At 62.1% G+C, this 23,873-nt stretch carries 26 protein-coding genes, 1 tRNA gene and 1 pseudogene; 13 read left to right on the top strand and 15 right to left on the bottom strand.

Annotated features, from left to right (window positions below; translation table 11 throughout):
• Positions 1–18: 18 nt before the first annotated feature.
• The 12 genes from nuoF to rpsO all read right to left on the bottom strand — a co-directional run bounded on the left by nuoF (position 19) and on the right by rpsO (position 10,243).
• Positions 19–1,347 carry an NADH-quinone oxidoreductase subunit NuoF gene (gene nuoF, locus B3H47_RS08140; RefSeq protein ID WP_286986685.1) on the bottom strand — a complete coding sequence of 443 codons (1,329 nt, stop codon included), beginning with the start codon at positions 1,345–1,347 and terminating at the stop codon, positions 19–21.
• Positions 1,344–1,844, bottom strand: a complete 501-nt coding sequence (nuoE, locus tag B3H47_RS08135; protein WP_041608708.1) for an NADH-quinone oxidoreductase subunit NuoE — start codon at positions 1,842–1,844, stop codon at positions 1,344–1,346. Before nuoE ends, nuoF begins: the two co-directional genes overlap by 4 nt.
• A 38-nt stretch (positions 1,845–1,882) precedes the next feature.
• Entirely contained in the window at positions 1,883–3,136 is a 1,254-nt protein-coding gene (locus B3H47_RS08130) for an NADH-quinone oxidoreductase subunit D (protein ID WP_013123811.1), read from the bottom strand.
• A gap of 27 nt (positions 3,137–3,163) precedes the next feature.
• Positions 3,164–3,793 carry an NADH-quinone oxidoreductase subunit C gene (locus B3H47_RS08125; RefSeq protein ID WP_286986684.1) on the bottom strand — a complete coding sequence of 210 codons (630 nt, stop codon included), beginning with the start codon at positions 3,791–3,793 and terminating at the stop codon, positions 3,164–3,166.
• Between the two features lie 45 nt (positions 3,794–3,838).
• Entirely contained in the window at positions 3,839–4,315 is a 477-nt protein-coding gene (locus B3H47_RS08120) for a NuoB/complex I 20 kDa subunit family protein (protein WP_013106540.1), read from the bottom strand.
• Positions 4,316–4,387: 72 nt separating this feature from the next.
• The gene (locus tag B3H47_RS08115) at positions 4,388–4,747 is read right to left on the bottom strand and encodes an NADH-quinone oxidoreductase subunit A (protein ID WP_013106541.1); all 360 of its coding nucleotides are present in this window, start codon (positions 4,745–4,747) and stop codon (positions 4,388–4,390) included.
• A gap of 57 nt (positions 4,748–4,804) precedes the next feature.
• Positions 4,805–4,889: transfer RNA gene (locus B3H47_RS08110), tRNA-Leu, on the bottom strand.
• 370 nt (positions 4,890–5,259) lie between these two features.
• Positions 5,260–5,685, bottom strand: a complete 426-nt coding sequence (gene secG, locus B3H47_RS08105) for a preprotein translocase subunit SecG (RefSeq protein WP_286986683.1) — start codon at positions 5,683–5,685, stop codon at positions 5,260–5,262.
• A 69-nt stretch (positions 5,686–5,754) separates the two neighbouring features.
• Positions 5,755–6,504, bottom strand: a complete 750-nt coding sequence (gene tpiA / locus B3H47_RS08100; protein ID WP_286986682.1) for a triose-phosphate isomerase — start codon at positions 6,502–6,504, stop codon at positions 5,755–5,757.
• 38 nt (positions 6,505–6,542) lie between these two features.
• On the bottom strand, positions 6,543–7,523 hold the full coding sequence (locus B3H47_RS08095; RefSeq protein ID WP_286986681.1) for an NAD(P)H-quinone oxidoreductase: 981 nt from the start codon (positions 7,521–7,523) through the stop codon (positions 6,543–6,545).
• A 14-nt stretch (positions 7,524–7,537) separates the two neighbouring features.
• The gene (gene pnp / locus B3H47_RS08090; RefSeq protein WP_286986680.1) at positions 7,538–9,697 is read right to left on the bottom strand and encodes a polyribonucleotide nucleotidyltransferase; all 2,160 of its coding nucleotides are present in this window, start codon (positions 9,695–9,697) and stop codon (positions 7,538–7,540) included.
• A 276-nt stretch (positions 9,698–9,973) separates the two neighbouring features.
• Positions 9,974–10,243, bottom strand: a complete 270-nt coding sequence (gene rpsO / locus B3H47_RS08085; protein ID WP_013106546.1) for a 30S ribosomal protein S15 — start codon at positions 10,241–10,243, stop codon at positions 9,974–9,976.
• A gap of 378 nt (positions 10,244–10,621) precedes the next feature.
• Between rpsO and B3H47_RS08080 the strand changes: the two genes are divergently transcribed.
• Both B3H47_RS08080 and B3H47_RS08075 read left to right on the top strand, forming a co-directional pair.
• On the top strand, positions 10,622–11,080 hold the full coding sequence (locus tag B3H47_RS08080) for an Hsp20/alpha crystallin family protein (protein WP_013106548.1): 459 nt from the start codon (positions 10,622–10,624) through the stop codon (positions 11,078–11,080).
• 180 nt (positions 11,081–11,260) lie between these two features.
• Positions 11,261–12,028 (top strand): metallophosphoesterase, encoded by a 768-nt coding sequence (locus B3H47_RS08075; protein ID WP_286986679.1) that lies wholly within the window; start codon positions 11,261–11,263, stop codon positions 12,026–12,028.
• A 27-nt stretch (positions 12,029–12,055) separates the two neighbouring features.
• Here the strand turns inward: B3H47_RS08075 and tsaD are convergent, their stop codons facing one another.
• The gene (tsaD, locus tag B3H47_RS08070) at positions 12,056–13,084 is read right to left on the bottom strand and encodes a tRNA (adenosine(37)-N6)-threonylcarbamoyltransferase complex transferase subunit TsaD (protein ID WP_286986678.1); all 1,029 of its coding nucleotides are present in this window, start codon (positions 13,082–13,084) and stop codon (positions 12,056–12,058) included.
• On the opposite strand from tsaD, the gene B3H47_RS08065 reads away from it, so the two are divergent.
• The 9 genes from B3H47_RS08065 to ftsB all read left to right on the top strand — a co-directional run bounded on the left by B3H47_RS08065 (position 13,083) and on the right by ftsB (position 20,756).
• A complete protein-coding gene (locus tag B3H47_RS08065) occupies positions 13,083–14,321 on the top strand; it encodes an NAD(P)/FAD-dependent oxidoreductase (RefSeq protein ID WP_286986677.1) in 1,239 nt (412 codons plus the stop codon). The genes tsaD and B3H47_RS08065 overlap by 2 nt on opposite strands.
• A gap of 227 nt (positions 14,322–14,548) precedes the next feature.
• Complete coding sequence (rpsU, locus tag B3H47_RS08060) at positions 14,549–14,761, top strand: 30S ribosomal protein S21 (protein ID WP_013106552.1); 213 nt, start codon at positions 14,549–14,551, stop codon at positions 14,759–14,761.
• A 155-nt stretch (positions 14,762–14,916) separates the two neighbouring features.
• Positions 14,917–15,366 carry a GatB/YqeY domain-containing protein gene (locus B3H47_RS08055; RefSeq protein ID WP_286986676.1) on the top strand — a complete coding sequence of 150 codons (450 nt, stop codon included), beginning with the start codon at positions 14,917–14,919 and terminating at the stop codon, positions 15,364–15,366.
• 16 nt (positions 15,367–15,382) lie between these two features.
• The gene (locus tag B3H47_RS08050; RefSeq protein WP_286986675.1) at positions 15,383–16,234 is read left to right on the top strand and encodes an alpha/beta fold hydrolase; all 852 of its coding nucleotides are present in this window, start codon (positions 15,383–15,385) and stop codon (positions 16,232–16,234) included.
• 28 nt (positions 16,235–16,262) lie between these two features.
• Positions 16,263–17,912: a CTP synthase gene (locus B3H47_RS08045; protein ID WP_286986674.1), complete on the top strand. Its 1,650-nt coding sequence runs from the start codon at positions 16,263–16,265 to the stop codon at positions 17,910–17,912.
• Between the two features lie 15 nt (positions 17,913–17,927).
• A complete protein-coding gene (gene kdsA / locus B3H47_RS08040; RefSeq protein ID WP_286986673.1) occupies positions 17,928–18,794 on the top strand; it encodes a 3-deoxy-8-phosphooctulonate synthase in 867 nt (288 codons plus the stop codon).
• A gap of 5 nt (positions 18,795–18,799) precedes the next feature.
• Entirely contained in the window at positions 18,800–19,087 is a 288-nt protein-coding gene (locus B3H47_RS08035; RefSeq protein WP_276727002.1) for a DUF1330 domain-containing protein, read from the top strand.
• 49 nt (positions 19,088–19,136) lie between these two features.
• Positions 19,137–20,420 carry a phosphopyruvate hydratase gene (eno, locus tag B3H47_RS08030; RefSeq protein WP_276727000.1) on the top strand — a complete coding sequence of 428 codons (1,284 nt, stop codon included), beginning with the start codon at positions 19,137–19,139 and terminating at the stop codon, positions 20,418–20,420.
• Positions 20,421–20,444: 24 nt separating this feature from the next.
• Positions 20,445–20,756, top strand: a complete 312-nt coding sequence (gene ftsB, locus B3H47_RS08025; protein WP_286986672.1) for a cell division protein FtsB — start codon at positions 20,445–20,447, stop codon at positions 20,754–20,756.
• Between the two features lie 40 nt (positions 20,757–20,796).
• Here ftsB and B3H47_RS08020 read toward each other — a convergent pair whose 3' ends face one another.
• The gene (locus B3H47_RS08020; RefSeq protein ID WP_286986671.1) at positions 20,797–21,738 is read right to left on the bottom strand and encodes an Hsp33 family molecular chaperone HslO; all 942 of its coding nucleotides are present in this window, start codon (positions 21,736–21,738) and stop codon (positions 20,797–20,799) included.
• 92 nt (positions 21,739–21,830) lie between these two features.
• Positions 21,831–22,343 (bottom strand): annotated as a pseudogene (locus B3H47_RS08015) (gamma carbonic anhydrase family protein); the annotation flags it as partial.
• A gap of 27 nt (positions 22,344–22,370) precedes the next feature.
• Here B3H47_RS08015 and aat point away from each other — a divergent pair.
• A complete protein-coding gene (gene aat, locus B3H47_RS08010) occupies positions 22,371–23,114 on the top strand; it encodes a leucyl/phenylalanyl-tRNA--protein transferase (RefSeq protein WP_286986670.1) in 744 nt (247 codons plus the stop codon).
• The gene (locus B3H47_RS08005; protein WP_286986669.1) at positions 23,111–23,866 is read left to right on the top strand and encodes an arginyltransferase; all 756 of its coding nucleotides are present in this window, start codon (positions 23,111–23,113) and stop codon (positions 23,864–23,866) included. The genes aat and B3H47_RS08005 overlap by 4 nt, the downstream gene beginning before the upstream one ends.
• The last annotated feature ends 7 nt before the right edge of the window (positions 23,867–23,873 follow it).

The raw sequence follows: 23,873 nt of genomic DNA, 5'->3' as shown, positions 1-23,873 counted from the left end.
ATCGGGACAAAGAGCGGCTCAAACATAGGCTGGCACGAGGCAGGTCTTGTGGGTGATGTGATGCTCGAACTCAGGCCGGAAGTGCTTGACGAACGACTTCACCGGCATGGCCGCCGCATCGCCCAGCGCGCAAATGGTGCGCCCGGCGATGTTGTCGGACACCGAGTTGAGCAGGTCGAGGTCTTCCATCCGTCCCTGGCCGTTTTCGATGCGGTGCACCACGCGCCACAGCCAGCCCGTGCCTTCGCGACACGGCGTGCACTGTCCGCAGGACTCATGCTGGTAGAAGTAGGACAGACGCATCAGCGACTTCACCATGCAGCGGGTATCGTTGAGCACAATCACCGCACCCGAACCCAGCATGGAGCCTGCCTTGGCGATGGAGTCGTAATCCATGGTGCAGTCCATCATGATGCTGGCGGGCAGCACCGGAGCAGATGATCCGCCGGGAATCACAGCCTTGAGCTCGCGCCCTTCGCGCATGCCCCCGGCGAGTTCGAGCAATTTGGCAAACGGCGTGCCCATGGGCACTTCGTAGTTGCCCGGTTTGGCGACGTCACCCGACACCGAATAAATCTTGGTGCCGCCGTTATTGGGTTTGCCCACTTCGAGATAAGCCTGGCCGCCGTTGCGGATAATCCACGGCACCGCGGCAAAGGTCTCGGTGTTGTTGATCGTGGTGGGTTTGCCATACAGGCCAAAGCTCGCGGGAAAAGGCGGCTTGAAGCGCGGCTGACCCTTCTTGCCTTCGAGCGATTCGAGCAGCGCGGTTTCCTCGCCGCAGATGTAGGCGCCAAAACCGTGCGCGGCATGCAACTGAAAGCTGAAGTTGCTGCCCAGGATGTTGTCGCCCAGATAGCCTGCATCGCGCGCTTGTCGCAGCGCTTCTTCGAACCGGTCGTAATCCTCGAAAATCTCGCCGTGGATGTAGTTGTAGCCCACGGTGATGCCCATGGCGAAGGCGGCGATGGTCATGCCTTCGATCACTGCATGCGGGTTGAAGCGCAGGATGTCACGGTCTTTGAAGGTGCCCGGCTCGCCCTCGTCGGAGTTGCACACCAGATACTTCTGCCCCGGAAACTGACGCGGCATGAAACTCCACTTCAGCCCGGTGGGAAAACCAGCGCCACCTCTGCCACGCAAGGCCGAGGCCTTGACTTCCGCAATAACTTGTTCGGGCGTCCAGCCCTCGGTGAGGATTTTGCGCAGCGCCTGGTAGCCATCGCGCGCCAGGTAGCCCTGCAGATCCCAATTCTCGCCGTTCAGCCCTGCGAGGATCTGCGGCTGCAGATGACGGCCGTGAAAACAGCTTTCCTGCCCAGTGCTTTGTCCGAATGGCCGACTCATTTCGACTCTCCCTTGGCCGCCTCTGCACGCAGTTCTTCCACCAGCGCATCGAGACGCTCGGGGCGCATGAAGCTGCACAGCCGACGATCGTTGACCAGCATGGCCGGGGCATCGCCGCAGGCGCCCAAACATTCGGACTCTTGCAGGGTGAAAACTCCGTCGGGCGTGGTTTCGCCCAGCGCCACACCCAACTTTTCGCTCAAATACTGGGCCGCCGCTTCGCCGCCGCTCAGGGCGCACGGCAGATTGGTGCAGACGTTGAGCTTGAAGCGTCCGACCGGCCGGGTGTTGAACATGTTGTAGAAGGTCACCACCTCATGCACGGCGATTGGCGGCATGCCGAGGTAGTCGGCCACCGCCTTCTCGGCCTCGGGCGACACCCAGCCCTGCTCCTGCTGGACGATGGACAGCGCCGCGATGACCGCCGACTGCTTCTGCTCGGGCGGATATTTGGCCACTTCCAGGTCGATGCGCTGGCGGGTGGATTCGGACAACATCATGCGTTGCATTTCACAAGTGACAGGTGAGCGGTCCATCAGCGGTCGATCTCCCCGAAAACAATGTCCAGCGTGCCGATGATGGCCACGACGTCGGCGATCATGTGGCCGCGCGACATTTCATCGAGCGCAGCCAGATGGGCAAAGCCGGGCGCGCGGATCTTGAGACGATAAGGCTTGTTCGCCCCATCGGACACGAGGTAGATGCCAAACTCGCCCTTGGGATGCTCGACAGCGGCATAGGCCTGGCCTTCAGGCACGCGCATGCCTTCGCTGAACAGCTTGAAATGATGGATCAGCGCTTCCATGCTGGTCTTCATTTCCTCGCGCGCGGGGGCCGCAACTTTATGGTTGTCGGTAATCACCGGGCCGGGGTTGGCCCGCAGCCAGTCCACGCATTGCTTGATGATGCGATTGGACTGGCGCATTTCTTCCATACGCACCAGATAACGGTCATAGCAGTCGCCGTTCTTGCCCACAGGAATGTCGAAATCCATGCGGTCATAGACGTCGTAGGGCTGGGTCTTGCGCAGGTCCCACACCACTCCGGAGCCGCGCAGCATCGGGCCGGTCATCCCCAGATTCATCGCCCGCTCCGGAGAGACCACGCCGATTCCCACCGTGCGCTGCTTCCAGATGCGGTTGTCAGTCAGCAGGGTTTCGTATTCATCGACATAGGCCGGGAAACGCTGGGTAAAGTCGTCGATGAAATCGAGCAGCGAGCCCTGGCGCCCGGCGTTGCGGGCCTCGACGGCGCGGGCATTGCGAATCTTCGACTCACCGTATTGCGCCATGCGGTCGGGCAGATCGCGGTAAACGCCGCCCGGGCGAAAATAGGCCGCATGCATCCGCGCACCTGACACCGCCTCGTACATATCAAACAAATCTTCGCGCTCGCGGAAGGCGTAGAGGAACACGGTCATCGCGCCGCAATCCAGCCCATGCGCGCCCAGCCACATGAGGTGGTTGAGCAAGCGGGTGATCTCGGCAAACATCACCCGGATGTATTGCCCACGCAGCGGAACCTCGACACCCAGCAGCTTTTCAATCGCCAGGCAGTAGGCATGCTCGTTGCACATCATGGACACATAGTCCAGACGGTCCATATACGGCAGCGCCTGGATGTAGGTCTTGTGCTCCGCCAGTTTTTCGGTCGCCCGGTGCAACAGGCCAATGTGCGGATCTGCCCGCTGCACCACCTCGCCGTCGAGCTCAAGCACCAGACGCAGCACGCCGTGCGCAGCCGGATGCTGCGGGCCGAAGTTGAGGGTGTAGTTTTTAATGTCAGCCATATCAGTGCCCTAAGCAGTGCCCCAAGCTCAGCGCCCCAGACCTGCGCGACTGACACCGCCCAGACCCCCATAGCCCGTCTCGCGAATGACACGCGGCGTGATCTCGCGGGGTTCAATGGTGACAGGCTGGTAGATCACGCGCTTGCTGTCGGGGTCGTAGCGCATTTCCACCGTGCCGGAAAGCGGGAAGTCTTTACGGAAGGGATGACCGATGAAGCCGTAATCGGTGAGGATGCGGCGCAAATCCGGGTGGCCTTCAAAAATGATGCCGTAGAGATCGAAGGCCTCGCGCTCGAACCAGTTGGCCGAGTTCCAGATGTCGTTGATCGAGGCGACCAGCGGCAGATCATCGTCGGCACAGCGCACGCGCACACGCAATCGCCAGTTGTGCTTGAGCGACAACAGGTGCACGACCACCATGAAGCGGCCGGCTTCGTCGCGCACGGCATTGCCGTATTGCGCGTAATCGACGCCGCAAAGATCGATGAGTTGCTCGAAATGCAGTTCGGCGTCATCGCGCAGAGCCAGACAAACGTCGCGGTAATGTGCCGGAGCAACGTCCAGGGTGAGTTCGCCCACGCTGGCCTGCAAGGCCACAATGCGCTCGCCCAATGCGGCGCGCAGCGCGGTGTCGAGTTGTTCGAGCTTGCGGGTCATGGCATCGATTTGCGAAGTGGATGAGGGCGCGTTTTTGCAGGCAGTTCAGCGCGCGATCGTTTCGGTTCTGCGGATCTTGTTCTGCAACTGGATCAGCCCGTAAAGCAGCGCTTCGGCAGTTGGCGGGCAGCCCGGCACATACACATCCACCGGCACGATGCGGTCACACCCACGCACCACCGAGTAAGAGTAGTGGTAATAGCCGCCGCCATTGGCGCAAGAGCCCATGGAGAGCACCCAGCGCGGCTCGGCCATCTGGTCGTAGACCTTGCGCAGCGCGGGGGCCATTTTGTTGCACAGCGTACCGGCCACGATCATCAAGTCGGACTGACGCGGGCTGGGTCGAAACACGATGCCAAAGCGGTCCAGGTCATAGCGCGCAGCCCCCGCATGCATCATTTCCACCGCGCAGCAGGCCAGACCGAAGGTCATGGGCCAGAGCGAGCCGGTGCGCGTCCAGTTGATCAGCTTGTCTGCGGAAGTCGTGATGAAACCTTCCTGCAGAACGCCTTCAATGCTCATGATGCTTTACTCCTCATCGATTCAGATTAGCGCTGCAGGCCAAGCCCAGCCACGAGTCTATGTCGCAGGGACTCATTCCCAATCGAGCGCTCCCTTTTTCCATTCGTAAATGAAGCCTATCGTGAGGATGGCGAGAAAAATCATCATCGCCCAGAAACCGATCTGGCCAATGTCTTTCAGGGCGACGGCCCAGGGAAAGAGAAACGCGATTTCAAGGTCGAACAGGATGAAGAGAATAGCGACGAGGTAGTAGCGCACGTCGAACTTCATCCGCGCGTCTTCGAACGCTTCGAAGCCGCACTCATAGGGGGAGTTTTTCTCGGCGTCGGGATGACGCGGAGCGATCAGGTAACCGAGCAGTTGGGGCACCACGCCCACGCCAATGCCCACCAGGATGAACAACAACACCGGCAGATACTGCTCAAGGTTCATCGCACTCCATCTCCTGTTGTTATGGGGCTCGGGTTGAAACCCCGCCCTTCAATCTTTTGGTGCCGACGGCGAGACTCGAACTCGCACAGCTTTCGCCACTACCCCCTCAAGATAGCGTGTCTACCAATTCCACCACGTCGGCTCAAAACCGGATACCACCTGAACACCACCGCTTGACCTGCACGGCGAAAGTGGCCCGGCGCAACAAAACACTTCAGTGACAGTCCACAGCGATCATGAGGATCATCGCCGTTGTGTGGCCTATCTTCAGCGCGGCAGCTTAAAGCGCTTCGTAAAGCGCGCTTACCTTACCCTTACCGCCCCGCATCTTGTTTGTTACCGGATTTGCAAAACAAAAGAATCTTACATGCTTCCAATACAGCGAAGCAACACGCAACAGTCGGATATTGCTCTAACGCAATGCTCAACCGCAGATCAGATTGACAAGTCGCAGAGCCTGTGTTTGCTGCAATGCACCATCAATGATGAGCGATGGTGCATGACACGCGAATTTACCGGCTCGCGGACGCCGCAGACGCAACCGTCTTGGGCTGCGTGGTGGCTTGCGAAGCCTTGCTCACCGCGCTCGGCACCCCAGGAATTTCGCTGATCGGACCCGCTGGTTTGGCGGGCGCCGCAACCGAGGCCACGGGCGCGGGCGCAGCGAGTTTTTCCATCAGTCCGCCATCGCCGGAATTGGCGCGGTTGCCGAAATACGCCATCATCAGCGTGGTAACGAAAAACAGTGTGGCGGCAACCGCTGTGCTGCGGCTCAAAAAATTCGCCGAACCGGTTGCCCCGAACAGGCTGCCCGACGCTCCAGAGCCGAAAGAGGCGCCCATGTCGGCGCCTTTGCCGTGCTGCATCAACACCAGAACGATCATCACCAGCGCAGACAGGATCTGCACCACCAGAGTCAAGGTCAAAAGAATTTGCATTTGTGCACTCATCCGCGCCAGGCGCGATTTACAAATCACTTCACAAAGCAGGACGAACCTGCGAATCAATCAGTCTTGGCGCGTTGCCGCGGTGATCGCCAGAAAATCAGCCGCCTTGAGCGACGCCCCACCGATCAGGCCGCCATCGATGTCGGCCTGCGAAAACAACACCGCCGCATTGTCGGGCTTCACACTGCCACCGTACAGAATCCGCACACCCGCAGCGGCTTCGCTCACCGTGCGCAGATGCTCCCGCAGCACAGCGTGCACTTCTTGCGCCTGCTCCGGAGTCGCCGTGAGACCTGTGCCGATCGCCCAGACGGGCTCGTAAGCCACGACGATGCGCGATGTCTGCTCTCGCAGAAGATGGGTGACCGCCAGCAACTGACGCAGCACCACGGCACGGGTCAGCCCCGACTCCCGCTCAGCCAGTGTTTCTCCCACGCAAACGATAGGCGTCATACCCGCTTCGAGCGCACGCTCTGCCTTGGCCGCGACGAGCACATCGGATTCATGATGATCGGCACGGCGCTCGGAGTGGCCGACGATGACATAGCGGCAGCCAAAATCCTGCAGCATGCTCACGGACACTTCGCCCGTGTGTGCGCCACTTTGATGCACGGAACAATCCTGCGCCCCGAGCGCAACCTGGCTGGTCTGCAGCAGTTGTTGCACTTGAGAGAGATAGGGATAGGGCACGCAGATCGCCACTTCACAACGCGCGGTTCCTACGCCGGCAAGAACCTCGGCCAGCAGCGCGGCATTGCTCGCCAGGCTGCCATGCATTTTCCAGTTTCCTGCGACGAATTGCTGACGCATGCTTTGCTCCTGTCTGATGTCGTTTTACGGCGCGCGGTTCAAGACCAGCGCAGCACGAGTTTGCCAATGTGTTGCCCTTGCTCCATGCGCTGGTGCGCCTGCACGATGTCCTCGGCAGGGAATACCGCGTCGATCACAGGTCGCACACGACCTTGCTCGATCCAGGGCCAAACTGTTTTTTGCAAGGCCTGCGCAACGGCGCTCTTGAAGGCCACGCTGCGCGCGCGCAAAGTCGAGCCGGTAAAGGTCTGACGCCTGCGCATCAGCAGACCGGCATCGATTTCGGCCTTCACACCCCCCTGCACGGCGATGACCACGAGCCGCCCCTCTTCAGCGAGGCAACGCTGCTCACGGGCGAGATAGCTGCCCGCCACCATATCCAGAATGACGTCGGCGCCACGCTCTGCTGTGTGCGCCTGTACGGCCTCGACAAAATCCTGCGTGCGATAGTTGATGGCCAGTTCAGCGCCGAGTTGGAGGCAGGCTGCACATTTTTCGTCAGAGCCAGCCGTGGCGACAACGCGAGCGCCGCCAGCCACAGCCAATTGAATGGCCATCGTGCCAATCCCGCTGCTCCCCCCTTGCACCAGCAGCATCTCACCGGCTTGCAAGCGCCCACGCTCGAACACGTTGTGCCAGACGGTGAATGCGGTTTCCGGCAGGGCAGCGCCTTCCTCCGCACTCAGCCCGTCCGGCAAAGGCAGGCACTGGCCAGTGGGCGCCACGCAATATTCGGCGTAACCTCCCCCGGCGACGAGCGCGCAGACGAGATCGCCCTGGTGCAAATCGGTTCCCGCCAAATCGCCCGAGACGATTTCGCCGCTGACTTCCAGCCCCGGAAGGTCGGGCGCACCCGCAGGCGGCGGATACAGACCGCGCCGCTGCAAGGCATCGGGTCGGTTGACGCCGAACGCTCGCACGCGCAGCAACACCTCGCCCGCGCCGGCTTGCGGCATGGGCCGCTCGCAAAGACGCAGGACTTCAGGTCCGCCAGGCTGGGAGATTTCGATGGCGCGCATGAAACCCGTAGCGATCAGACGCCCGGCTCAAGGTCGGCATCGGCGGCGGCGGGCGCCACGACCGGCTGCGCAGGCGCTGAGGAGGAATCCTCACCCAGCAGTGCCTTGATCGACAGACGGAAGCGGCCCTTGTCATCGGTTTCGATGACCTTGACGCGAACCTTCTGGCCTTCCTGCAGGAAATCGCTCACCTTGTTGATGCGCTCGTTGGCGATCTGCGAGATGTGCAGCAGACCGTCCTTGCCCGGCAGCACGTTCACCAGGGCGCCGAAATCGAGAATCTTGACCACGGCGCCGTCATACACCTGACCGACTTCCACTTCGGCGGTGAGGTCGATGATGCGCTGCTTGGCGATTGTGGCCTTGTCGGCGTCGGTCGAGGCGATGGTGATGGTGCCGTCCTCGCCGATGTTGATCTGCGTGCCGGTTTCTTCGGTGAGCGCACGGATGGTGGCGCCGCCCTTGCCGATGACATCGCGGATGCGCTCGGGATTGATCTTCAGGGTGTAGAGACGCGGCGCGAACTGCGAAACCTCTTCACGCGCACCGCCGACTGCCTGCTGCATGACGCCCAGGATGTGCATGCGGGCCTCACGCGCTTGTGCCAGCGCCACCTGCATGATCTCGCGGGTGATGCCCTGAATCTTGATGTCCATCTGCAGCGCGGTCACGCCAGAGGCCGAACCCGCCACCTTGAAGTCCATGTCGCCGAGGTGATCTTCATCGCCCAGAATGTCGGTCAACACCGCAAAGCGATTGCCTTCCTTGATCAGACCCATGGCGATACCGGCCACATGCGCCTTCAGCGGCACACCGGCGTCGAGCAGTGCCAGGCAGCCGCCGCACACCGAGGCCATGGACGAAGAGCCGTTGGACTCGGTCACTTCCGACACCACGCGCATGGTGTAGGCGAAGTCTTCTTTTTTCGGCAGCACCGCCAGCAGCGCGCGCTTGGCCAGGCGACCATGGCCGATTTCGCGGCGCTTGGGCGTGCCCACGCGGCCCGTCTCGCCCGTGGCGAACGGCGGCATGTTGTAGTGCAGCAGGAAGCGGTCGCGGTATTCGCCGCCCAGCGCATCGATGATCTGCGCATCCTGGTCGGTGCCCAGCGTGGCCACGGCCAAAGCCTGGGTTTCACCGCGGGTGAACAGCGCGCTGCCATGCGTGCGCGGCAACACCGAAGTACGGATGCTCAAAGGACGCACGGTGCGGGTGTCGCGACCATCGATGCGCGGCTCGCCCGCGAGAATCTGGTCACGCACGATGCGCGCTTCCATGTCGAACAGGATGCCGTCGACCTTGGCACCATCAGCGGCGATGCCCGCCTCGGCCAAACCGGTATGCACCTTGGCCGTCGCTTCGCGCAAGGCCTGCGTGCGCGCCTGCTTCTGGGTGATTTTGTAGGCGGCGCGGATATCGTCACCAGCCAGCGCCTGAATGCGGTCGATCAACGCCTGATCTTTCTCGGGCGCGGCCCAGTCCCAGGCAGGTTTGCCGCCATCGCGCACCAGCTCGTGGATGGCGTTGATCGCCGTCTGGAACTGCGCATGGCCGAACATCACGGCTTCGAGCATGACCTCTTCAGACAACTGATCGGCCTCGCTCTCGACCATCAGCACGGCCGATTCCGTACCCGCCACCACCAGTTCGAGGCGACTGTCGGCCAGTTCGGCGCGGCTGGGGTTGAGCACATAGTTGCCGTTGACATACCCCACGCGGGCGGCGCCCACCGGGCCATTGAACGGCAAGCCCGACACCGCGAGCGCGGCGCTTGAAGCCAGCAGGGCCGGAATATCGGCTTCGACCTCCGGGTTGATGGACAGCACATGCACCACCACCTGAACCTCGTTGAAAAACCCCTCAGGAAACAAGGGGCGGATCGGGCGATCGATCAAACGCGAGGTCAGCGTTTCATTCTCGCTGGGGCGGCCCTCCCGCTTGAAAAAGCCACCGGGAATGCGGCCCGCCGCATAGGTCTTCTCGATGTAATCGACGGTCAGGGGGAAAAAATCCTGCCCCGCCTTGGCCGTCCGCGCGCCCACCACCGTGGCGAGCACCACGGTATCGTCCATATTGAGCAGCACCGCCCCGCTGGCCTGGCGCGCAATCTCGCCCGTTTCCATCGTGACTTGATGGCGTCCCCACTGGAAGGTTTTGACGACTTTGTTGAACATGGCTAACTCCTTGATCAAGGCGCAACTGCGATCTTCGTCCTGAGAGACTGAGATCGCCGCGAGCAGCGCCCGTTAAAAACCTGGCGGAGTGATGCCATTCCAGCGACGCCCGGCTATCCGGTGCGTCGGTGGAATGACACGGGTCACACCGCCCCCTTGAAACCCACGCCGCACCCCATCAGAGGCGCGACGCTTCAAACCTTGCAAACCACAACGCCCATACAAAAAAACGCCTGTGCCGACAAACTCACACAGGCGTTCTTGCAAAGCAGGCACTTACTTACGCAGACTGAGCTTGGCGATCAGGGCGCGATAACGATCGGCGTCCTTGTCTTTCAAGTAGTCGAGCAACTTGCGACGGCGGCTCACCATCTTGAGCAGGCCACGACGACCATGATGGTCTTTGGCGTGCGTTTTGAAGTGATCGGTCAAATGATTGATGCGCGCGGTCAGCAAAGCGACCTGCACTTCCGGAGATCCGGTATCGCCCGTACCGCGGGCATTGTCGGCGACGATTTGCGCCTTGTTGATTTCTGCAACAGACATGTCAGTTTCCTAGTAGAGAACACGCGAACGCAGAAGAAACCATTCCGCGCCGTGAAGATGAAAAGCCGCTGATTCTAACCTGAACTGAAATCGCCACGACTTGAATCGACGCTCTGCCTGACCCACAACCTCGCAGCACTCATGAGAACACGCAGGGCCGCCCCCAAGTTTTCTTGTCCACCTCGCGGCTTGCAAACCGCTCGGATTCGGCTCCAAGCTGCCACAGGGCAGCTTGGAGCTGCGGGCCTCATCCCCTTCGGGGGACCTGACGCGAACGCGGCAGATCTGGGGCGCGATTGGGGAACTTGAAAACTGTCACACTGGCGGCATATCCTGGTTATCGGGGCTTCGATCCCCTATTTCTTAAGGAGAATCCTCATGGCTTATTCCATTACTACCCCATCCAGCCGTTCTTCTCTCTATAGCAGCGGTTTGGAGCCTGTTTTTGGTCGGCTGTTCGATCAGGCATTCCGCGACTTTTTCGCCGCGAGCGACAGTCCTGATCAGGCCTTGAAAAAGCTCAGCATGGATGTGACCGAGACCGACAAGGGCTATACCGTCCACGCCGATCTTCCGGGTATCGAAAAAGACGCGGTCAAAATCCAGATCGATGGCCCGCGCGTCACCATCTCGGCAGAGTCGAAGAAGGAAGACGAGAAGACTGAGGGCGGCAAGGTGATCTACCGCGAACGCAGCGCAAGCCAGTTTTATCGCTCTTTTGAACTGCCCGCCGAGCTGGACGCCGCCGCTGCAGAAGCGAAGCTGGAAAACGGCGTGCTCACCCTCACCCTGCCACGCAAAGCACAAGCCGTAATTCAGCAAATTGCGGTGAAGTAAGTCACCCGTTGGGAACGGCAGCGCACCGCCGCTCCCAACGGTCAAGCGCTTGCAGCGCCAGCACGCAGGCTGTGGATTTGTTCACAGCCTGCGTATTTTCGTGGCGCTTCGGCGGGGTCAAACGGCGCGAACGGGTTTACAGTGCGTTAACAAACCCAACAACGCACCGATCACCGTGCCATGCGCCTTCAACTTCTCTCCGATCTGCATCTGGAAACCGAGACCTTCGCGCCGCAACCCGCGCCCGATGCCGATCTGTTGGTTCTTGCGGGCGATATCGACGCCCATCACACCCAGATCGACCTGTTCCGCGACTGGCCGGTACCGGTCATTTACGTGCCTGGCAACCACGAGCATGACCACAAGGATTTTGATCAAGCCCTTGACGCGTTGCGCGAGCGCTGCGACCGTCTGGGCTTCACCATGCTGCACCGCGAGCAGACTCGAATCGAACACCAGGGACGCACCATCCGGGTGCTAGGTACCACGCTGTGGAATGATTTCGAGCTGTTCGGCGCCGAGGGCATCGAGCGCTGCATGCGCGCAGCTCGCTACTTTGCCGAACAGGTGCAATGCGCCACACGCCACGGCAAACCCATGGGCGTGGCCGAGCTACGCGAAGAAGGGCTGCTTTGCCGCGACTGGTTGCGCGATCAACTCACCAATCACGCCCATCTCTCGGATGCGGACGATGCCACTCTGGTCATCACCCATTTCGCGCCCAGCCTGCGCAGCAACGACGCGCGCTATCCCGTCAACGCCTCGACGGCGAGTTTCTGCAATGCCTATGACAATCTGATTCCACACAGCACACTGTGGCTGCACGGCCATCTGCACTGTCGGCACGACTACCGGGTGGGCGCTTCGCGAGTGGTGTGCAACGCCCGCGGTCTGGCGAGCAAGGGCGAGGACAGCGACTTTCAGCCGCAAGGCGTGTGGGAAATCTAAGCTCAAACGACTGAGCTGAAACGGCTTTTAGGCCGCCCCGATCTGCGTCAAATCCCAGCGCGGCAGCACATCGAACGGCCCGGCCGCACGGGCCGCTTCCGGGTGCACCTGCAAGCGCAGGGCGCCGGCCAGGGCAATCATCGCGCCGTTGTCGGTGCACCATTCCAATTCGGGAAAAAACAAGGCCACACCGCGCGCCGACAGCGTCGCAGCCAGTTTCTCGCGCAATTGCCGGTTCGCGCCCACGCCGCCCGCGACGACCACCGACCTTCTTTTCGTCGCTTGCTGCGCGCGCGCGGTTTTGTGCACCAGCACATCGGTGATCGCTTCTTGCGCGGCCGCGGCCAGATCGGCCCGGGCCTGTTCGCACAGATTCGAGCCCAGGCCGCGCACCTGCGTAAGCACGGCGGTTTTCAGTCCGGCGAACGAAAAGTCGAGATCCGGACTGTGCATTTTCGGCCTCGGAAGATCGAACGCGGCCGGATTGCCGAAGGCTGCGAGCCGGGCCAGTTCCGGCCCGCCGGGATAACCCAGCCCGAGCAATTTCGCCGATTTGTCGAAAGCCTCGCCAGCCGCATCATCGACCGTCTCGCCCAGCAGGGTGTACTGACCGAAGGCCTGCACGTCAAGCAGCATGGTGTGCCCGCCAGACACCAGCAGCGCGAGGAAGGGGAAGCTGGGCGGCTGCTTCGAAAGCAGGGGAGACAACAGATGACCCTCGAGGTGATGAACCCCGATCAGCGGCTTGCCCAATGCCATGCCCAAAGCCGAGGCCACGCCCGCACCGACCAGCAGCGCCCCCGCCAGCCCCGGCCCGCGGGTGTAGGCGATGGCGTCCACCTGATCCAGCCGCACCCCGGCCTGCTTGAGAGCCAGGTCGGTCAAAGGCAGTAGGCGGCGAATATGGTCGCGCGAGGCCAGCTCTGGCACCACCCCACCATAGGCCTGATGCATATCGACCTGCGAATGCAGGGCGTGACCGCGCAGACCCGCATCGGTGTCGTACAGTGCGGCGGCGGTTTCATCGCACGACGTTTCAATTCCAAGAACCAGCATGCCCGGCAGTCTAGCCTTCCCAACCCCCTTCCGCTCCCCCGCACCTCATCAGCCCCGCTTCGACGCCGTCATCATCGGTGCGGGTGCAGCCGGGCTGCTCTGCGCCGCACTGGCCGGACAACGTGGGCGGCGCGTGCTGTTGCTCGACCATTGGCCCAAGGTCGCCGAGAAAATCCGCATCTCCGGCGGCGGGCGCTGCAACTTCACCAATCTGCACACGCGTCCTGAAAACTTCCTGTCAGGCAACCCGCATTTCTGCAAATCGGCGCTCTCCCGATACGGGCCGCAAGACATCATCGCGTTGCTGCGCAAACACCGCATCGGCTTTCACGAAAAACACAAGGGACAACTGTTTTGCGACGACTCGGCAGAACAACTCATCACCGCACTACTCGAAGAATGCGCAGCAGGCCAGGTGACACACTGGCAACCGTGCGCGGTGGAAGCGGTCGAAGCCGCCGCCCCCGGCTTTCGCGTGCGCACCGCAAAAGGCTGGGTGAGCACTGACGCCCTGGTTGTCGCCACCGGAGGGTTGTCGATTCCGCAGATTGGCGCCAGTCCGTTCGGCTATCAACTCGCCGAGCAATTCGGCCTGCCGATCGTCCCGCCCCGCCCCGCCCTGGTGCCGCTGGCATTCGATCCGGCATTGTGGGCCCCGTTTGCCGACCTCAGCGGCGTCTCGCTCGAGGTGGACATTCAGACGGACCATGAGCATCGCACCGTCAATTTCCGCGAAGACCTGTTGTTTACCCACCGCGGACTCAGCGGCCCGGCGATCCTGCAGTCTTCGAGTTACTGGCAAGCGGGCAAACCCCTGCGGATCAACCTGATGGGCGAAGTCTCCGAAGCGGCGTGGATTCAATCCAAGCAGGGCAATCGGCGCACCCTCGCAGGCGAACTCAGCCAACACCTGCCGCAACGCCTGGCCCACGCCCTGTGCGCACAGACCGGCGACGCTGACCGTCGCATGGCTGATTTCAGCGACAAAGCGCTGCGAACCCTCTGGCAACACTGGCACGCCTGGCCCGTGCTGCCCAGCGGCACGCTGGGCTGGCGCAAAGCCGAGGTCACCGCCGGAGGCATCGATACCCGCGCACTCTCGTCATCGACTCTCATGGCGATGGATGTCCCGGGGCTGCATTTCATCGGCGAAGTCGTCGACGTCACCGGGTGGCTTGGCGGCTACAACTTCCAGTGGGCCTGGAGTTCCGCCGCCGCCTGCGCGCAGACGCTCTGATAACGTCTTGTGGCCGGGTATTTGTTGCCTTCAAAATTAGGGCATATAATCTTTAGGTTTTTACTCCTCGACACGGCAGGCCGCACTCGGCTTGGCTGATGCGAGTTTGGCCCACGCAGCCCAGTACCCAAGCAGTTGAACCGCGTCGTTGAAACGTCTAGTACGACAACGACAGCGGCAGCACGACAAACCCGCCTGGCCTGCCTACATTGGATTTAAGTTCATCAATGACCACCATTCGCGTTAAAGAAAACGAGCCGTTCGACGTCGCACTGCGTCGCTTCAAGCGCACCATCGAAAAACTCGGCCTGCTCACCGAACTGCGCGCTCGCGAGTTCTATGAAAAGCCGACCGCAGAGCGCAAGCGCAAGAAGGCCGCGGCGGTCAAGCGCCACTACAAGCGTATCCGCAGCCAAACGCTGCCCGAGCGCAAATACTGATTCCACCCGCCTGATTTTCCGCTGATTTTTTTCGTTTCCGCGCGCTGACTTTGTTTTGTCTGGCGCCCGCAACGGAATGCGCAAGGCAGCAACGCGCATCTGCAGCTCGCCTCATAGCCCGCCCATCGATGCGGGCTTTTTGCATTGGACTCACCATGACAATCAAAGACCGTATTCAGGATGACATGAAGGCCGCCATGCGCGCCAAAGATGCGCCGCTGCTTGGCGCCATTCGCCTGCTGATGGCCGCGATGAAACAGAAAGAAGTCGACGAACGCATCGAGTTGGACGACGCGGCCATCGTGGCGATCATCGACAAAATGATCAAGCAACGCCGCGACGCGATTGCGCAATTCACCCCGGCCGGGCGCCAGGATCTGGTGGACAAAGAGGCCGCCGAGATCGTCGTTCTCGAACGCTACCTGCCCGCACGCCTGGACGCCGCCGGCATTGACGCCGAGATCCGCGCGCTGATGGCGCAAACCGGCGCCAGCGGCCCGCAGGATTTGGGCAAGCTCATGGGCCCACTCAAGGCGCAGCTTGTCGGTCGGGCCGACATGGCTTTGGCTGCAGCCCGCGCCAAAGCCCTGCTCAGCGGCGCCTGATTCCTGGTATGGCGCCGTGAACCCAAGCTCCGACGTCACTGCGCGCCCTTTGTTGGTGTTCTCCCACGCCAACGGCTTTCCCGCTCCGGTGTATCGCAAGCTGTTTCAGGCGCTCGAACCGGCATTTCGGGTGCGCGCCGTGCCCATTTACGGTCACGACGCCCGGTATCCCGTGCGCGATGGCTGGAAGCCGCTGGCGCAGCAACTGATCGATTACCTGCAGCACGATTGCCACGGCGAGCCTGCCGTACTGGTCGGGCACTCGCTGGGGGGCTATTTGAGTCTGATGGCCGCACATGCCCGCCCCGAACTGGCGCAGCAGGTCATTCTGCTCGACTCGCCCGTGGTGTCTGGCTGGCGCGCGCGGCTACTCTGGCTATCCAAGCGCACCGGGCTGGGCGAGCGATTCTCGCCCGCTGCGGCGGCCAAACGTCGGCGCACGCAGTGGCCCGACGTTGATGCCGTGCGCACCCATTTCTCCTCGAAAACCGCCTTTGCGCACTGGGACCCGGAAATGCTGGGCGACTACTGCGCGTTCGGCACCCGGGCCGATCCGCAGGGCCGGGCGCTGGCTTTCGAGCGCGACATCGAATACCGTATCTACAAAACCCTACCGCACCAGCTCGGCGCCCTGGCGCGCAAGCCCTTTCCCGTGCCGGTGAGTTTCATCGGTGGACGATCATCGCGCGAAATCCGCATGGCCGGAATGCAGACCACGATGCGCTTGGCGCAAGACCGGCTGCAGTGGATCGATGGCTCGCACCTGTTCCCGTTCGAGGCGCCGCAGCAGACCGCACGCCTGATTGAGCGGGCTTTCGACCTCGCCAGCAACGCCTGTCATCCAGGTCTCAAAACCTGCTCCCTATAATGCACTTTTACCGGCATTCGTCGCGGCTATGACCAAATATGTGTTCGTCACCGGCGGAGTGGTGTCCAGCTTAGGCAAGGGCATCTCATCTGCATCTCTCGCCGCGATTCTTGAATCGCGCGGCCTCAAAGTCACCCTCATCAAACTCGATCCCTACATCAACGTCGATCCAGGGACCATGAGCCCCTTCCAGCACGGCGAAGTCTTCGTCACTGAAGACGGCGCCGAGACCGATCTCGATCTGGGGCATTACGAGCGCTTTATCACCACCCGCATGCGGCGGGTGAACAATTTCACCACCGGCCAGATTTACGACAGCGTGCTGCGCAAGGAACGTCGCGGCGAATACCTTGGCAAGACGGTGCAGGTGATTCCGCACATCACCAACGAAATACAGGATTTCGTTCGCCGCGGCGCCGGCGAGGGCACCGCTGACGCGGTGGATGTCGCCTTGGTGGAAATCGGCGGTACGGTGGGCGACATCGAATCCCTGCCTTTTCTCGAAGCCGCGCGGCAGATGAGTCTGCGCATGAAGCGGGGCGACTGTGCCTTTGTTCACCTCACCCTCGTGCCCTACATTCCGGCCGCTGGCGAACTCAAGACCAAGCCCACCCAGCACAGCGTGCAAAAACTGCGCGAGATCGGCATCTCGCCCGACGCCCTGCTCTGCCGCGCCGACCGCCCAATTCCCGACGATGAGCGTGCCAAGATTTCCATGTTCTCGAACGTGCGCGAAGACGCGGTGATTTCGGTGTGGGACGTGGACACGATCTACAAGATTCCGCAAATGTTGCACCAGCAGCATCTCGACGACATCATTTGTGAAAAGTTGAGCATCACGGCGCCTCCTGCCAACCTCAAGGTCTGGAACGATCTGGTGCAGGCGCTCGAACATCCGCAGCACACCGTGCGCATCGCTATGGTGGGCAAGTACGTCGATCTGTCGGACTCGTACAAGTCGCTCAACGAAGCCTTGCGACATGCGGGCATCAAGACCAGTTCGCGCGTCGAGATCAGCTATCTCGACTCGGAAACCCTAGAGCCGACCAACATCGCCCAGCTCGACGGCTATGACGCCGTGCTCGTGCCTGGCGGATTCGGCAAGCGCGGCGTCGAGGGTAAGATTCTTGCCGCGCAATATGCGCGCGAACACCGCATTCCCTACCTGGGCATCTGTCTGGGCATGCAGGTGGCCACCATCGAATTCGCCCGCCACGTCGCTGGGCTGCCGCAAGCCAACAGTACCGAGTTCGAGCCCGACACCCCGCAGCCCGTGATCGCGCTGATCGACGAGTGGCTCGACCGCGACGGCAGCGTGCAGAAGCGTCACGCCGGATCCGATCTCGGCGGCACCATGCGGCTGGGCGCCCAAAGCTCCGATGTGAAACCGGGCACCCTCGCTCACAGCATCTACGGCAATGTGGTGACCGAACGTCATCGCCATCGCTACGAGGCCAACGAGCACTATCTGGCTACCCTGCAAAAAGCCGGGCTGGTCATCTCGGCCATCACGCAGCGCGAGCACCTCACCGAAATCATCGAGTTGCCGCAAACCGTTCATCCGTGGTTCGTCGGCGTGCAGTTCCACCCGGAATTCAAATCGACGCCTTGGGGCGGCCACCCGCTGTTCACGGCCTTCATTCAGGCCGCCCTGCAACGCCACGCCGCAAACGCCTGATCCGCACGCCTCGCCATGCCCACTCCACAAACTCTTTGCGGATTTCCCGTCGGCCTCGATCAGCCGTTCTTTCTCATCAGCGGCCCCTGCGTAGTCGAGTCCGAGCAGTTGCAAATGGATGTAGCCGGGCAGCTGCGCGACATCTGCCGTTCCCTCGACATCCCGCTGATTTTCAAATCGAGCTACGACAAGGCCAATCGTTCGAGCGGAGCGTCGTTTCGCGGCCCCGGCATGGAGCAGGGCCTGGAAATTCTGTCCAAGGTGCGGCGCGACATCGGCGTGCCCGTTCTCACCGATGTGCATACCGCCGAAGAGGCCCCGCGTGTGGCCGAGATCGTCGATGTGCTGCAGACGCCGGCCTTCCTCTGCCGCCAGACTGATTTCATTCATGCGGTCAGCAGCCTGGGCAAGCCGGTGAACATCAAAAAAGGCCAGTTTCTCGCGCCGGGCGACATGAAAAACGTCATCGCCAAGGCGCGCGCCGCCGCCGCACAGGCGGGACATCCTGACACCTTGTTCATGGCCTGCGAGCGTGGTGTGAGCTTTGGCTACAACAATCTGGTCTCCGACATGCGCTCGCTGGCCATCATGCGCGAAACGCAAAGCCCCGTCGTCTTCGATGCCACCCATTCGGTACAACTGCCCGGCGGGCAAGGCACGAGTTCCGGCGGACAGCGCGAGTTTGTGCCGGTACTCGCCCGCGCGGCCATTGCCGCGGGTGTGGCGGGCGTCTTCATGGAGACTCACCCCGATCCGGCCAAGGCGCTGAGCGACGGCCCCAACGCCGTGCCGCTGCACCACATGCGCGCCCTGCTCGAAAGCCTCAAAGACATCGACGCCGCAGTCAAGCGCCGCGGCTTCCTCGAAACCCACTTCAACTAATCCCCATGAGCGCCTACATCATCGCCGACGTCGATGTGACCGACCCCCAGCAATACGACCAATACAAGGTGTTGTCGTCCCAGGCCATCGCGGCGCACGGTGCGGAGGTCTGCATCCGTGGCGGCGTGGTCGAGGTGCTCGAAGGCGACTGGTCGCCTACTCGCATCGTGCTGCTGAAGTTTCCAGACCTTGCAGCGGCGCGCAGTTTCTACGACAGCGCCGAGTATCTGCTGGCGCGGCAGGCGCGTGCCGGCGCCGCCACCATGCGCATGATCGCCGTGCAAGGCGTCTGAAACCCATCTTTGTTCCCATCTTTTCTCACATTCCCTGACAGGAGTCTCCATGAGTGCCATCGTTGACCTCACCGCCCGCGAAATCCTCGATAGCCGCGGCAATCCCACAGTCGAATGCGACGTGGTGCTGGAAACCGGCTTCATCGGCCGCGCCGCCGTGCCGTCGGGCGCATCCACCGGCACGCGCGAAGCCATGGAGCTGCGCGACGGCGACAAGTCGCGCTTCGGCGGCAAAGGCGTGCTGCGCGCGGTTGAGCACATCAACACCGAAATCACCGAAGCGGTGATGGGCCTGGACGCCACCGAGCAAACCTTCCTCGACCAGACTCTGATCGACCTCGACGGCACGCACAACAAGTCACGCCTGGGCGCCAATGCCATCCTGGCCGTCAGCATGGCCGTGGCCAAGGCGGCGGCCGAAGAAGCCGGCATGCCGATCTACCAGTATCTCGGCGGCTTTTCGGCGCGCGAGCTGCCGGTGCCGATGATGAACGTGATCAACGGCGGCGCCCACGCCAACAACAGCCTGGACATGCAAGAGTTCATGATCATGCCGGTGGGCGCGCCCAACTTCCACGAGGCGCTGCGCTACGGCGCCGAGGTGTTTCACGCGCTCAAGGGCATCCTGAATGATCGCGGCCTGCCTACCACTGTGGGCGACGAAGGCGGCTTTGCGCCGAACGTGGCCAACCATGAAGCCGCGCTGCAACTCATCGTCGAAGCCATCGAGAAGGCGGGCTACCGCCCGGGCGAGCAGATCGCCATCGCCCTCGACCCGGCTTCGAGCGAGTTCTACAAGGACGGCAAATATCACCTCGAAGGCGAAGGTCTGGTGCTATCCACCGAGGAAATGGTCGATTTCTACGACAACTGGCTGGGCAAATATCCCATCGTGTCCATCGAAGACGGCCTGGCCGAACAAGACTGGGACGGATGGAAGCTGCTCAACTCCCGTCTGGGCAAGAAGGTGCAGTTGGTGGGCGATGACATTTTTGTCACCAATACCTCCATCCTGAAAAACGGCATTGCCGACAAGCTGGCCAACTCCATTCTGATCAAGGTGAACCAAATCGGCACCCTGACCGAGACCTTCGCCGCCATCGAAATGGCCAAGCGCGCAGGCTGGACCGCCGTGGTGTCGCACCGCTCCGGCGAAACCGAAGACAGCATCATCGCCGACATCGCCGTGGCCACCAATGCCGGGCAGATCAAGACCGGCTCGCTGTCGCGCAGCGACCGCATCGCCAAGTACAACCAGTTGCTGCGCATCGAGGAAAACCTGGGCGAGACCGCCCGCTTCCTCGGCCGCGACGTGTTCTACAACCTGCGCTGATTTCACCGCACGCGGCTGGTCGTCATGCGCTGGGTCACCGTTCTGCTCGTGAGTTTGCTGCTGTTGCTGCAGTGGCCGCTGTGGTTCGGCGAGCGGGGCTGGTTCGCGGTGCAACGGCTGGAAAATCAGCTCAGCCAGCAAGAGCAGGCCAACGCGCTGGCCCAGCAGGACAACGACCGCCTAGCCGCCGAGGTCCACGACCTGAAAGCCGGTCTTGGCGGTGTTCAAGACCAGGCCCGTCGCGAAATGGGCATGGTCAAGCCTGACGAGATTTTTGTGCAGATCGTGCCGCCCGCGCGGGCGGCCAGCGCCAGCGCCAGCGCCAGCGCCCGATAAAAAGGGGCCCGGAAGCCCTCAGTGGCGTATGAGTGACGCATCAATGACGTATTGATGCCACCGGCGGTTGAACCAGGGTGTTGACAAACACCTGAGCCGCATCGATGGCATCAAAGGCATAGCCCTGACCGCAGAATTCGCAGCGCACATCCACCTCACCGTGCTCCGCGATAATCGACTCCACCTCCTCGCGCCCCAGCATGCGCAACATGCCCACAACGCGATCACGCGAACAGGTGCAGTGAAAACGCGGGGTCTTCGGCTCGAAAACCCGGGCATCCTCCTCCCAGAACAGGCGCCTGAGCACTTCCTCAGGCGCGAGCTGCAGCAGTTCATCGGAAGTCAAGGTTGCCGCCAGATGGCGCGCACGCTGAAATTCTTCTTCGGGTTGTTCCGCCCCCTCGGCGGTCTGTTTCTCACCGGGCATGCGTTGCAGCAGCAGACCGCACACAGCCTCGTCGTTGCTGGCCAGCAGAAGCAGCGAGTCGATCTGCTCCGATTGCGCCAGATACTGTTCCAGCATGGCAGCGAGCGACGGCAGCGTCTGACCGTGCTCATCGGTCAGCGCCACGATGCCTTGGTAGGGCTGCAGGCCGGATTCGGGATTGCGCGGATCGAGGGTGATGGCGCAGCGTCCTTTGCCATCTGGATTGACCAGCGACGCCAGGTCTTGGGGCAAGGCCGCAGCCTCCTGCAAGTCGTCGGCCATCTTGGCCGTTGCCCGCAACCCGAAGTCGGGCTGACACTCGGCGACGGCGAGCTTCAGCGGGCCGTCGCCCTGAATCTGCAAAATCAAGGCGCCATCGAATTTCAGGCTGCCCGCGAGCAAGGCGCTGGCCGCCGCCATCTGCCCCACCAGTGCGGCAACCTCCTGCGGATAGGTGCGGCGCCTCTGCAACTCGGCCCAGGTGGACTCCAGACGGACGAGGACACCGCGCACATGGCCCGTGCCCAGCATGAATTTGACGAGTTGATCGCTCATGAGCGCCCCCAGGGCCGGGCTGCGCCCAGCCCGCCCCCCGCGGGGGTCAAGGAAACTTGGGGCGGCCCGGCGTTTCCTTGAGAATGCATCAGTTGAAGTTCTTGGGCAAAGCGCTGGGCGCGCTCGACGTAGTGTTCGGCACTGCCTTTCAGCGCGGCAATGGCCTCGGGCGTGAGTTCGCGCGCCACGCGTGCGGGCGCACCCAAAATCAGCACCCCATCGGGAAACACTTTTCCCTCGGTGACCAAGGCGCCGGCACCCACCAGGCAATTGCGGCCAATCTGCGCGCCATTCAAGACCACCGCGCCAATGCCGATCAGGCTGCCCTCGCCGATGGTGCAGCCATGCAGCATGGCCTGATGGCCGATGGTGACGCGCGGCCCTACCGTGAGCGGATAGCCGGGGTCGGTGTGGAGCACCGAACCATCCTGCACATTCGATTCCTCTCCGATCTCGATGAGTTCGTTGTCACCGCGCAGCACGGCAGAAAACCACACGCTCGAACGCGGCAGCAGCCGCACTTTGCCCATGACCTGCGCGCCTGGCGCCACATAGGCATCGGCGGCGATCTCGGGGCGCCAGCTGGCGAATTGGTAAATTGGCATGATGGATCACTCCAGAAAAATCAGGCCATGAACTGGCAAATCCCCCGGCTTGAACCGGGCGATGACTTTCCGCCCGCATCGCAGGCGCTCCCCGCATTGTCGCCGTTCCCCGGCCTGCTTGCCGTGGGCGGGCAACTCGATGCCGACACCCTGGAGCGGGCCTACCGGCACGGTATTTTCCCCTGGTTCAGCCCGGGCGAGCCGCTGCTGTGGTGGAGCACCGATCCGCGCATGGTGCTGCGGCCCGAGCAGTTGCATGTGACGCGCTCGCTGAAAAAATCGGCACGTCGGTTCGGTCGCAGCGCCGATTGGCATCTTCGGATCGACACCGCCTTCCCCCGCGTGATGCAGCAGTGCGGCGCGCAGCGCGCCGACACCGGCACCTGGATCACCTCCGACATGCTTCAGGCCTACACCACCCTGCACGCACGCGGCCTGGCCCACAGTTTCGAGCTGTGGGAGGGCGATGCGCTACGCGCCGGTCTGTACGGCGTGTGCATCGGCCGCATGTTCTACGGCGAATCCATGTTCACCGAGGTGAGCGATGGCTCGAAAACCTTGCTGATGGCGCTGTGTGGGTTTTGCCTGCGCCAGCGCATCGACCTGATCGATTGCCAGCAGCAGACCGACTATCTGGCGCAGATGGGCGCTGCGCCGATCGCGCGCGATGCGTTTTTGCACCATGTGGCGCAAGCCACAAGGCAATCGGCCGTTCCGGGCTGGCAGTATGATGATTCAACCTTTCTCACCGACTGCGCGCGCTGGCTGTGACCCATCCCAAAGAACTTCCACTCACGACCCTGCAGTTCTACGCCACGGCAAGTTACCCGTGCAGTTACTTGCCGGGCCGCATGGCGCGCTCGCAGGTGGCCACGCCCAGCCATCTGATCAATGCCGATGTGTACTCCGATCTGGTGCGCGCCGGCTTTCGTCGCAGCGGTCTGTTCACCTACCGCCCGCAGTGCGAAGACTGCCAGGCCTGCCTGCCCATCCGCGTGCTGGCGGCGCAGTTTTCGCCCAACCGCACGCAGCAAAGAGCCTGGAAGCGACATGGCGATCTCTCAGTGCGCGTGCTCAAGCTCGGCTTCATCCCCGAGCACTATCAGCTTTATCTGCGCTATCAGGCCGCGCGCCACACCGGCGGCGGCATGGATCACGACAGCATCGACCAGTACGCCCAATTTCTGCTGCAAAGCCGGGTGAACACCCGGCTGGTCGAGTTTCGAGCCCCCGCGCAGGCTGGCGCAGAGCTTGGCGCCCTCAAGATGGTCTCAGTGGTCGACGTGCTGTCCGACGGCCTTTCAGCGGTGTACACCTTCTTTGAAACGGCGGACGTCGGCACCAGCTATGGTACCTACAACATCCTCTGGCAGATCGAGCAGGCGCGCTCCATGCAGTTGCCGCATGTGTATCTGGGCTACTGGATCGCGCACAGCCGCAAGATGGCCTACAAATCCAATTTCACGCCGTTTGAAATCTACCGCGACGGCGGCTGGTTCAACCCGCTGTCCGCAAGCGTTTGACCTCCGC

The sequence above is a fragment of the Thiomonas sp. UBA7699 genome (genome assembly GCF_002482605.1).
Classification (GTDB): domain Bacteria; phylum Pseudomonadota; class Gammaproteobacteria; order Burkholderiales; family Burkholderiaceae_C; genus Thiomonas; species Thiomonas arsenitoxydans.
This window is presented reverse-complemented; position numbering and strand designations above follow the sequence as displayed.

Coding starts and splice junctions, on each gene's coding strand:
- nuoF (WP_286986685.1), bottom strand. CDS start 1,347: ATGAGTCGGCCATTCGGACAAAGCACTGGGCAGGAAAGCTGTTTTCAC.
- nuoE (WP_041608708.1), bottom strand. CDS start 1,844: ATGTTGTCCGAATCCACCCGCCAGCGCATCGACCTGGAAGTGGCCAAA.
- B3H47_RS08130 (WP_013123811.1), bottom strand. CDS start 3,136: ATGGCTGACATTAAAAACTACACCCTCAACTTCGGCCCGCAGCATCCG.
- B3H47_RS08125 (WP_286986684.1), bottom strand. CDS start 3,793: ATGACCCGCAAGCTCGAACAACTCGACACCGCGCTGCGCGCCGCATTG.
- B3H47_RS08120 (WP_013106540.1), bottom strand. CDS start 4,315: ATGAGCATTGAAGGCGTTCTGCAGGAAGGTTTCATCACGACTTCCGCA.
- B3H47_RS08115 (WP_013106541.1), bottom strand. CDS start 4,747: ATGAACCTTGAGCAGTATCTGCCGGTGTTGTTGTTCATCCTGGTGGGC.
- secG (WP_286986683.1), bottom strand. CDS start 5,685: ATGCAAATTCTTTTGACCTTGACTCTGGTGGTGCAGATCCTGTCTGCG.
- tpiA (WP_286986682.1), bottom strand. CDS start 6,504: ATGCGTCAGCAATTCGTCGCAGGAAACTGGAAAATGCATGGCAGCCTG.
- B3H47_RS08095 (WP_286986681.1), bottom strand. CDS start 7,523: ATGCGCGCCATCGAAATCTCCCAGCCTGGCGGACCTGAAGTCCTGCGT.
- pnp (WP_286986680.1), bottom strand. CDS start 9,697: ATGTTCAACAAAGTCGTCAAAACCTTCCAGTGGGGACGCCATCAAGTC.
- rpsO (WP_013106546.1), bottom strand. CDS start 10,243: ATGTCTGTTGCAGAAATCAACAAGGCGCAAATCGTCGCCGACAATGCC.
- B3H47_RS08080 (WP_013106548.1), top strand. CDS start 10,622: ATGGCTTATTCCATTACTACCCCATCCAGCCGTTCTTCTCTCTATAGC.
- B3H47_RS08075 (WP_286986679.1), top strand. CDS start 11,261: ATGCGCCTTCAACTTCTCTCCGATCTGCATCTGGAAACCGAGACCTTC.
- B3H47_RS08065 (WP_286986677.1), top strand. CDS start 13,083: ATGCCCGGCAGTCTAGCCTTCCCAACCCCCTTCCGCTCCCCCGCACCT.
- tsaD (WP_286986678.1), bottom strand. CDS start 13,084: ATGCTGGTTCTTGGAATTGAAACGTCGTGCGATGAAACCGCCGCCGCA.
- rpsU (WP_013106552.1), top strand. CDS start 14,549: ATGACCACCATTCGCGTTAAAGAAAACGAGCCGTTCGACGTCGCACTG.
- B3H47_RS08055 (WP_286986676.1), top strand. CDS start 14,917: ATGACAATCAAAGACCGTATTCAGGATGACATGAAGGCCGCCATGCGC.
- B3H47_RS08045 (WP_286986674.1), top strand. CDS start 16,263: ATGACCAAATATGTGTTCGTCACCGGCGGAGTGGTGTCCAGCTTAGGC.
- kdsA (WP_286986673.1), top strand. CDS start 17,928: ATGCCCACTCCACAAACTCTTTGCGGATTTCCCGTCGGCCTCGATCAG.
- B3H47_RS08035 (WP_276727002.1), top strand. CDS start 18,800: ATGAGCGCCTACATCATCGCCGACGTCGATGTGACCGACCCCCAGCAA.
- eno (WP_276727000.1), top strand. CDS start 19,137: ATGAGTGCCATCGTTGACCTCACCGCCCGCGAAATCCTCGATAGCCGC.
- ftsB (WP_286986672.1), top strand. CDS start 20,445: ATGCGCTGGGTCACCGTTCTGCTCGTGAGTTTGCTGCTGTTGCTGCAG.
- B3H47_RS08020 (WP_286986671.1), bottom strand. CDS start 21,738: ATGAGCGATCAACTCGTCAAATTCATGCTGGGCACGGGCCATGTGCGC.
- aat (WP_286986670.1), top strand. CDS start 22,371: ATGAACTGGCAAATCCCCCGGCTTGAACCGGGCGATGACTTTCCGCCC.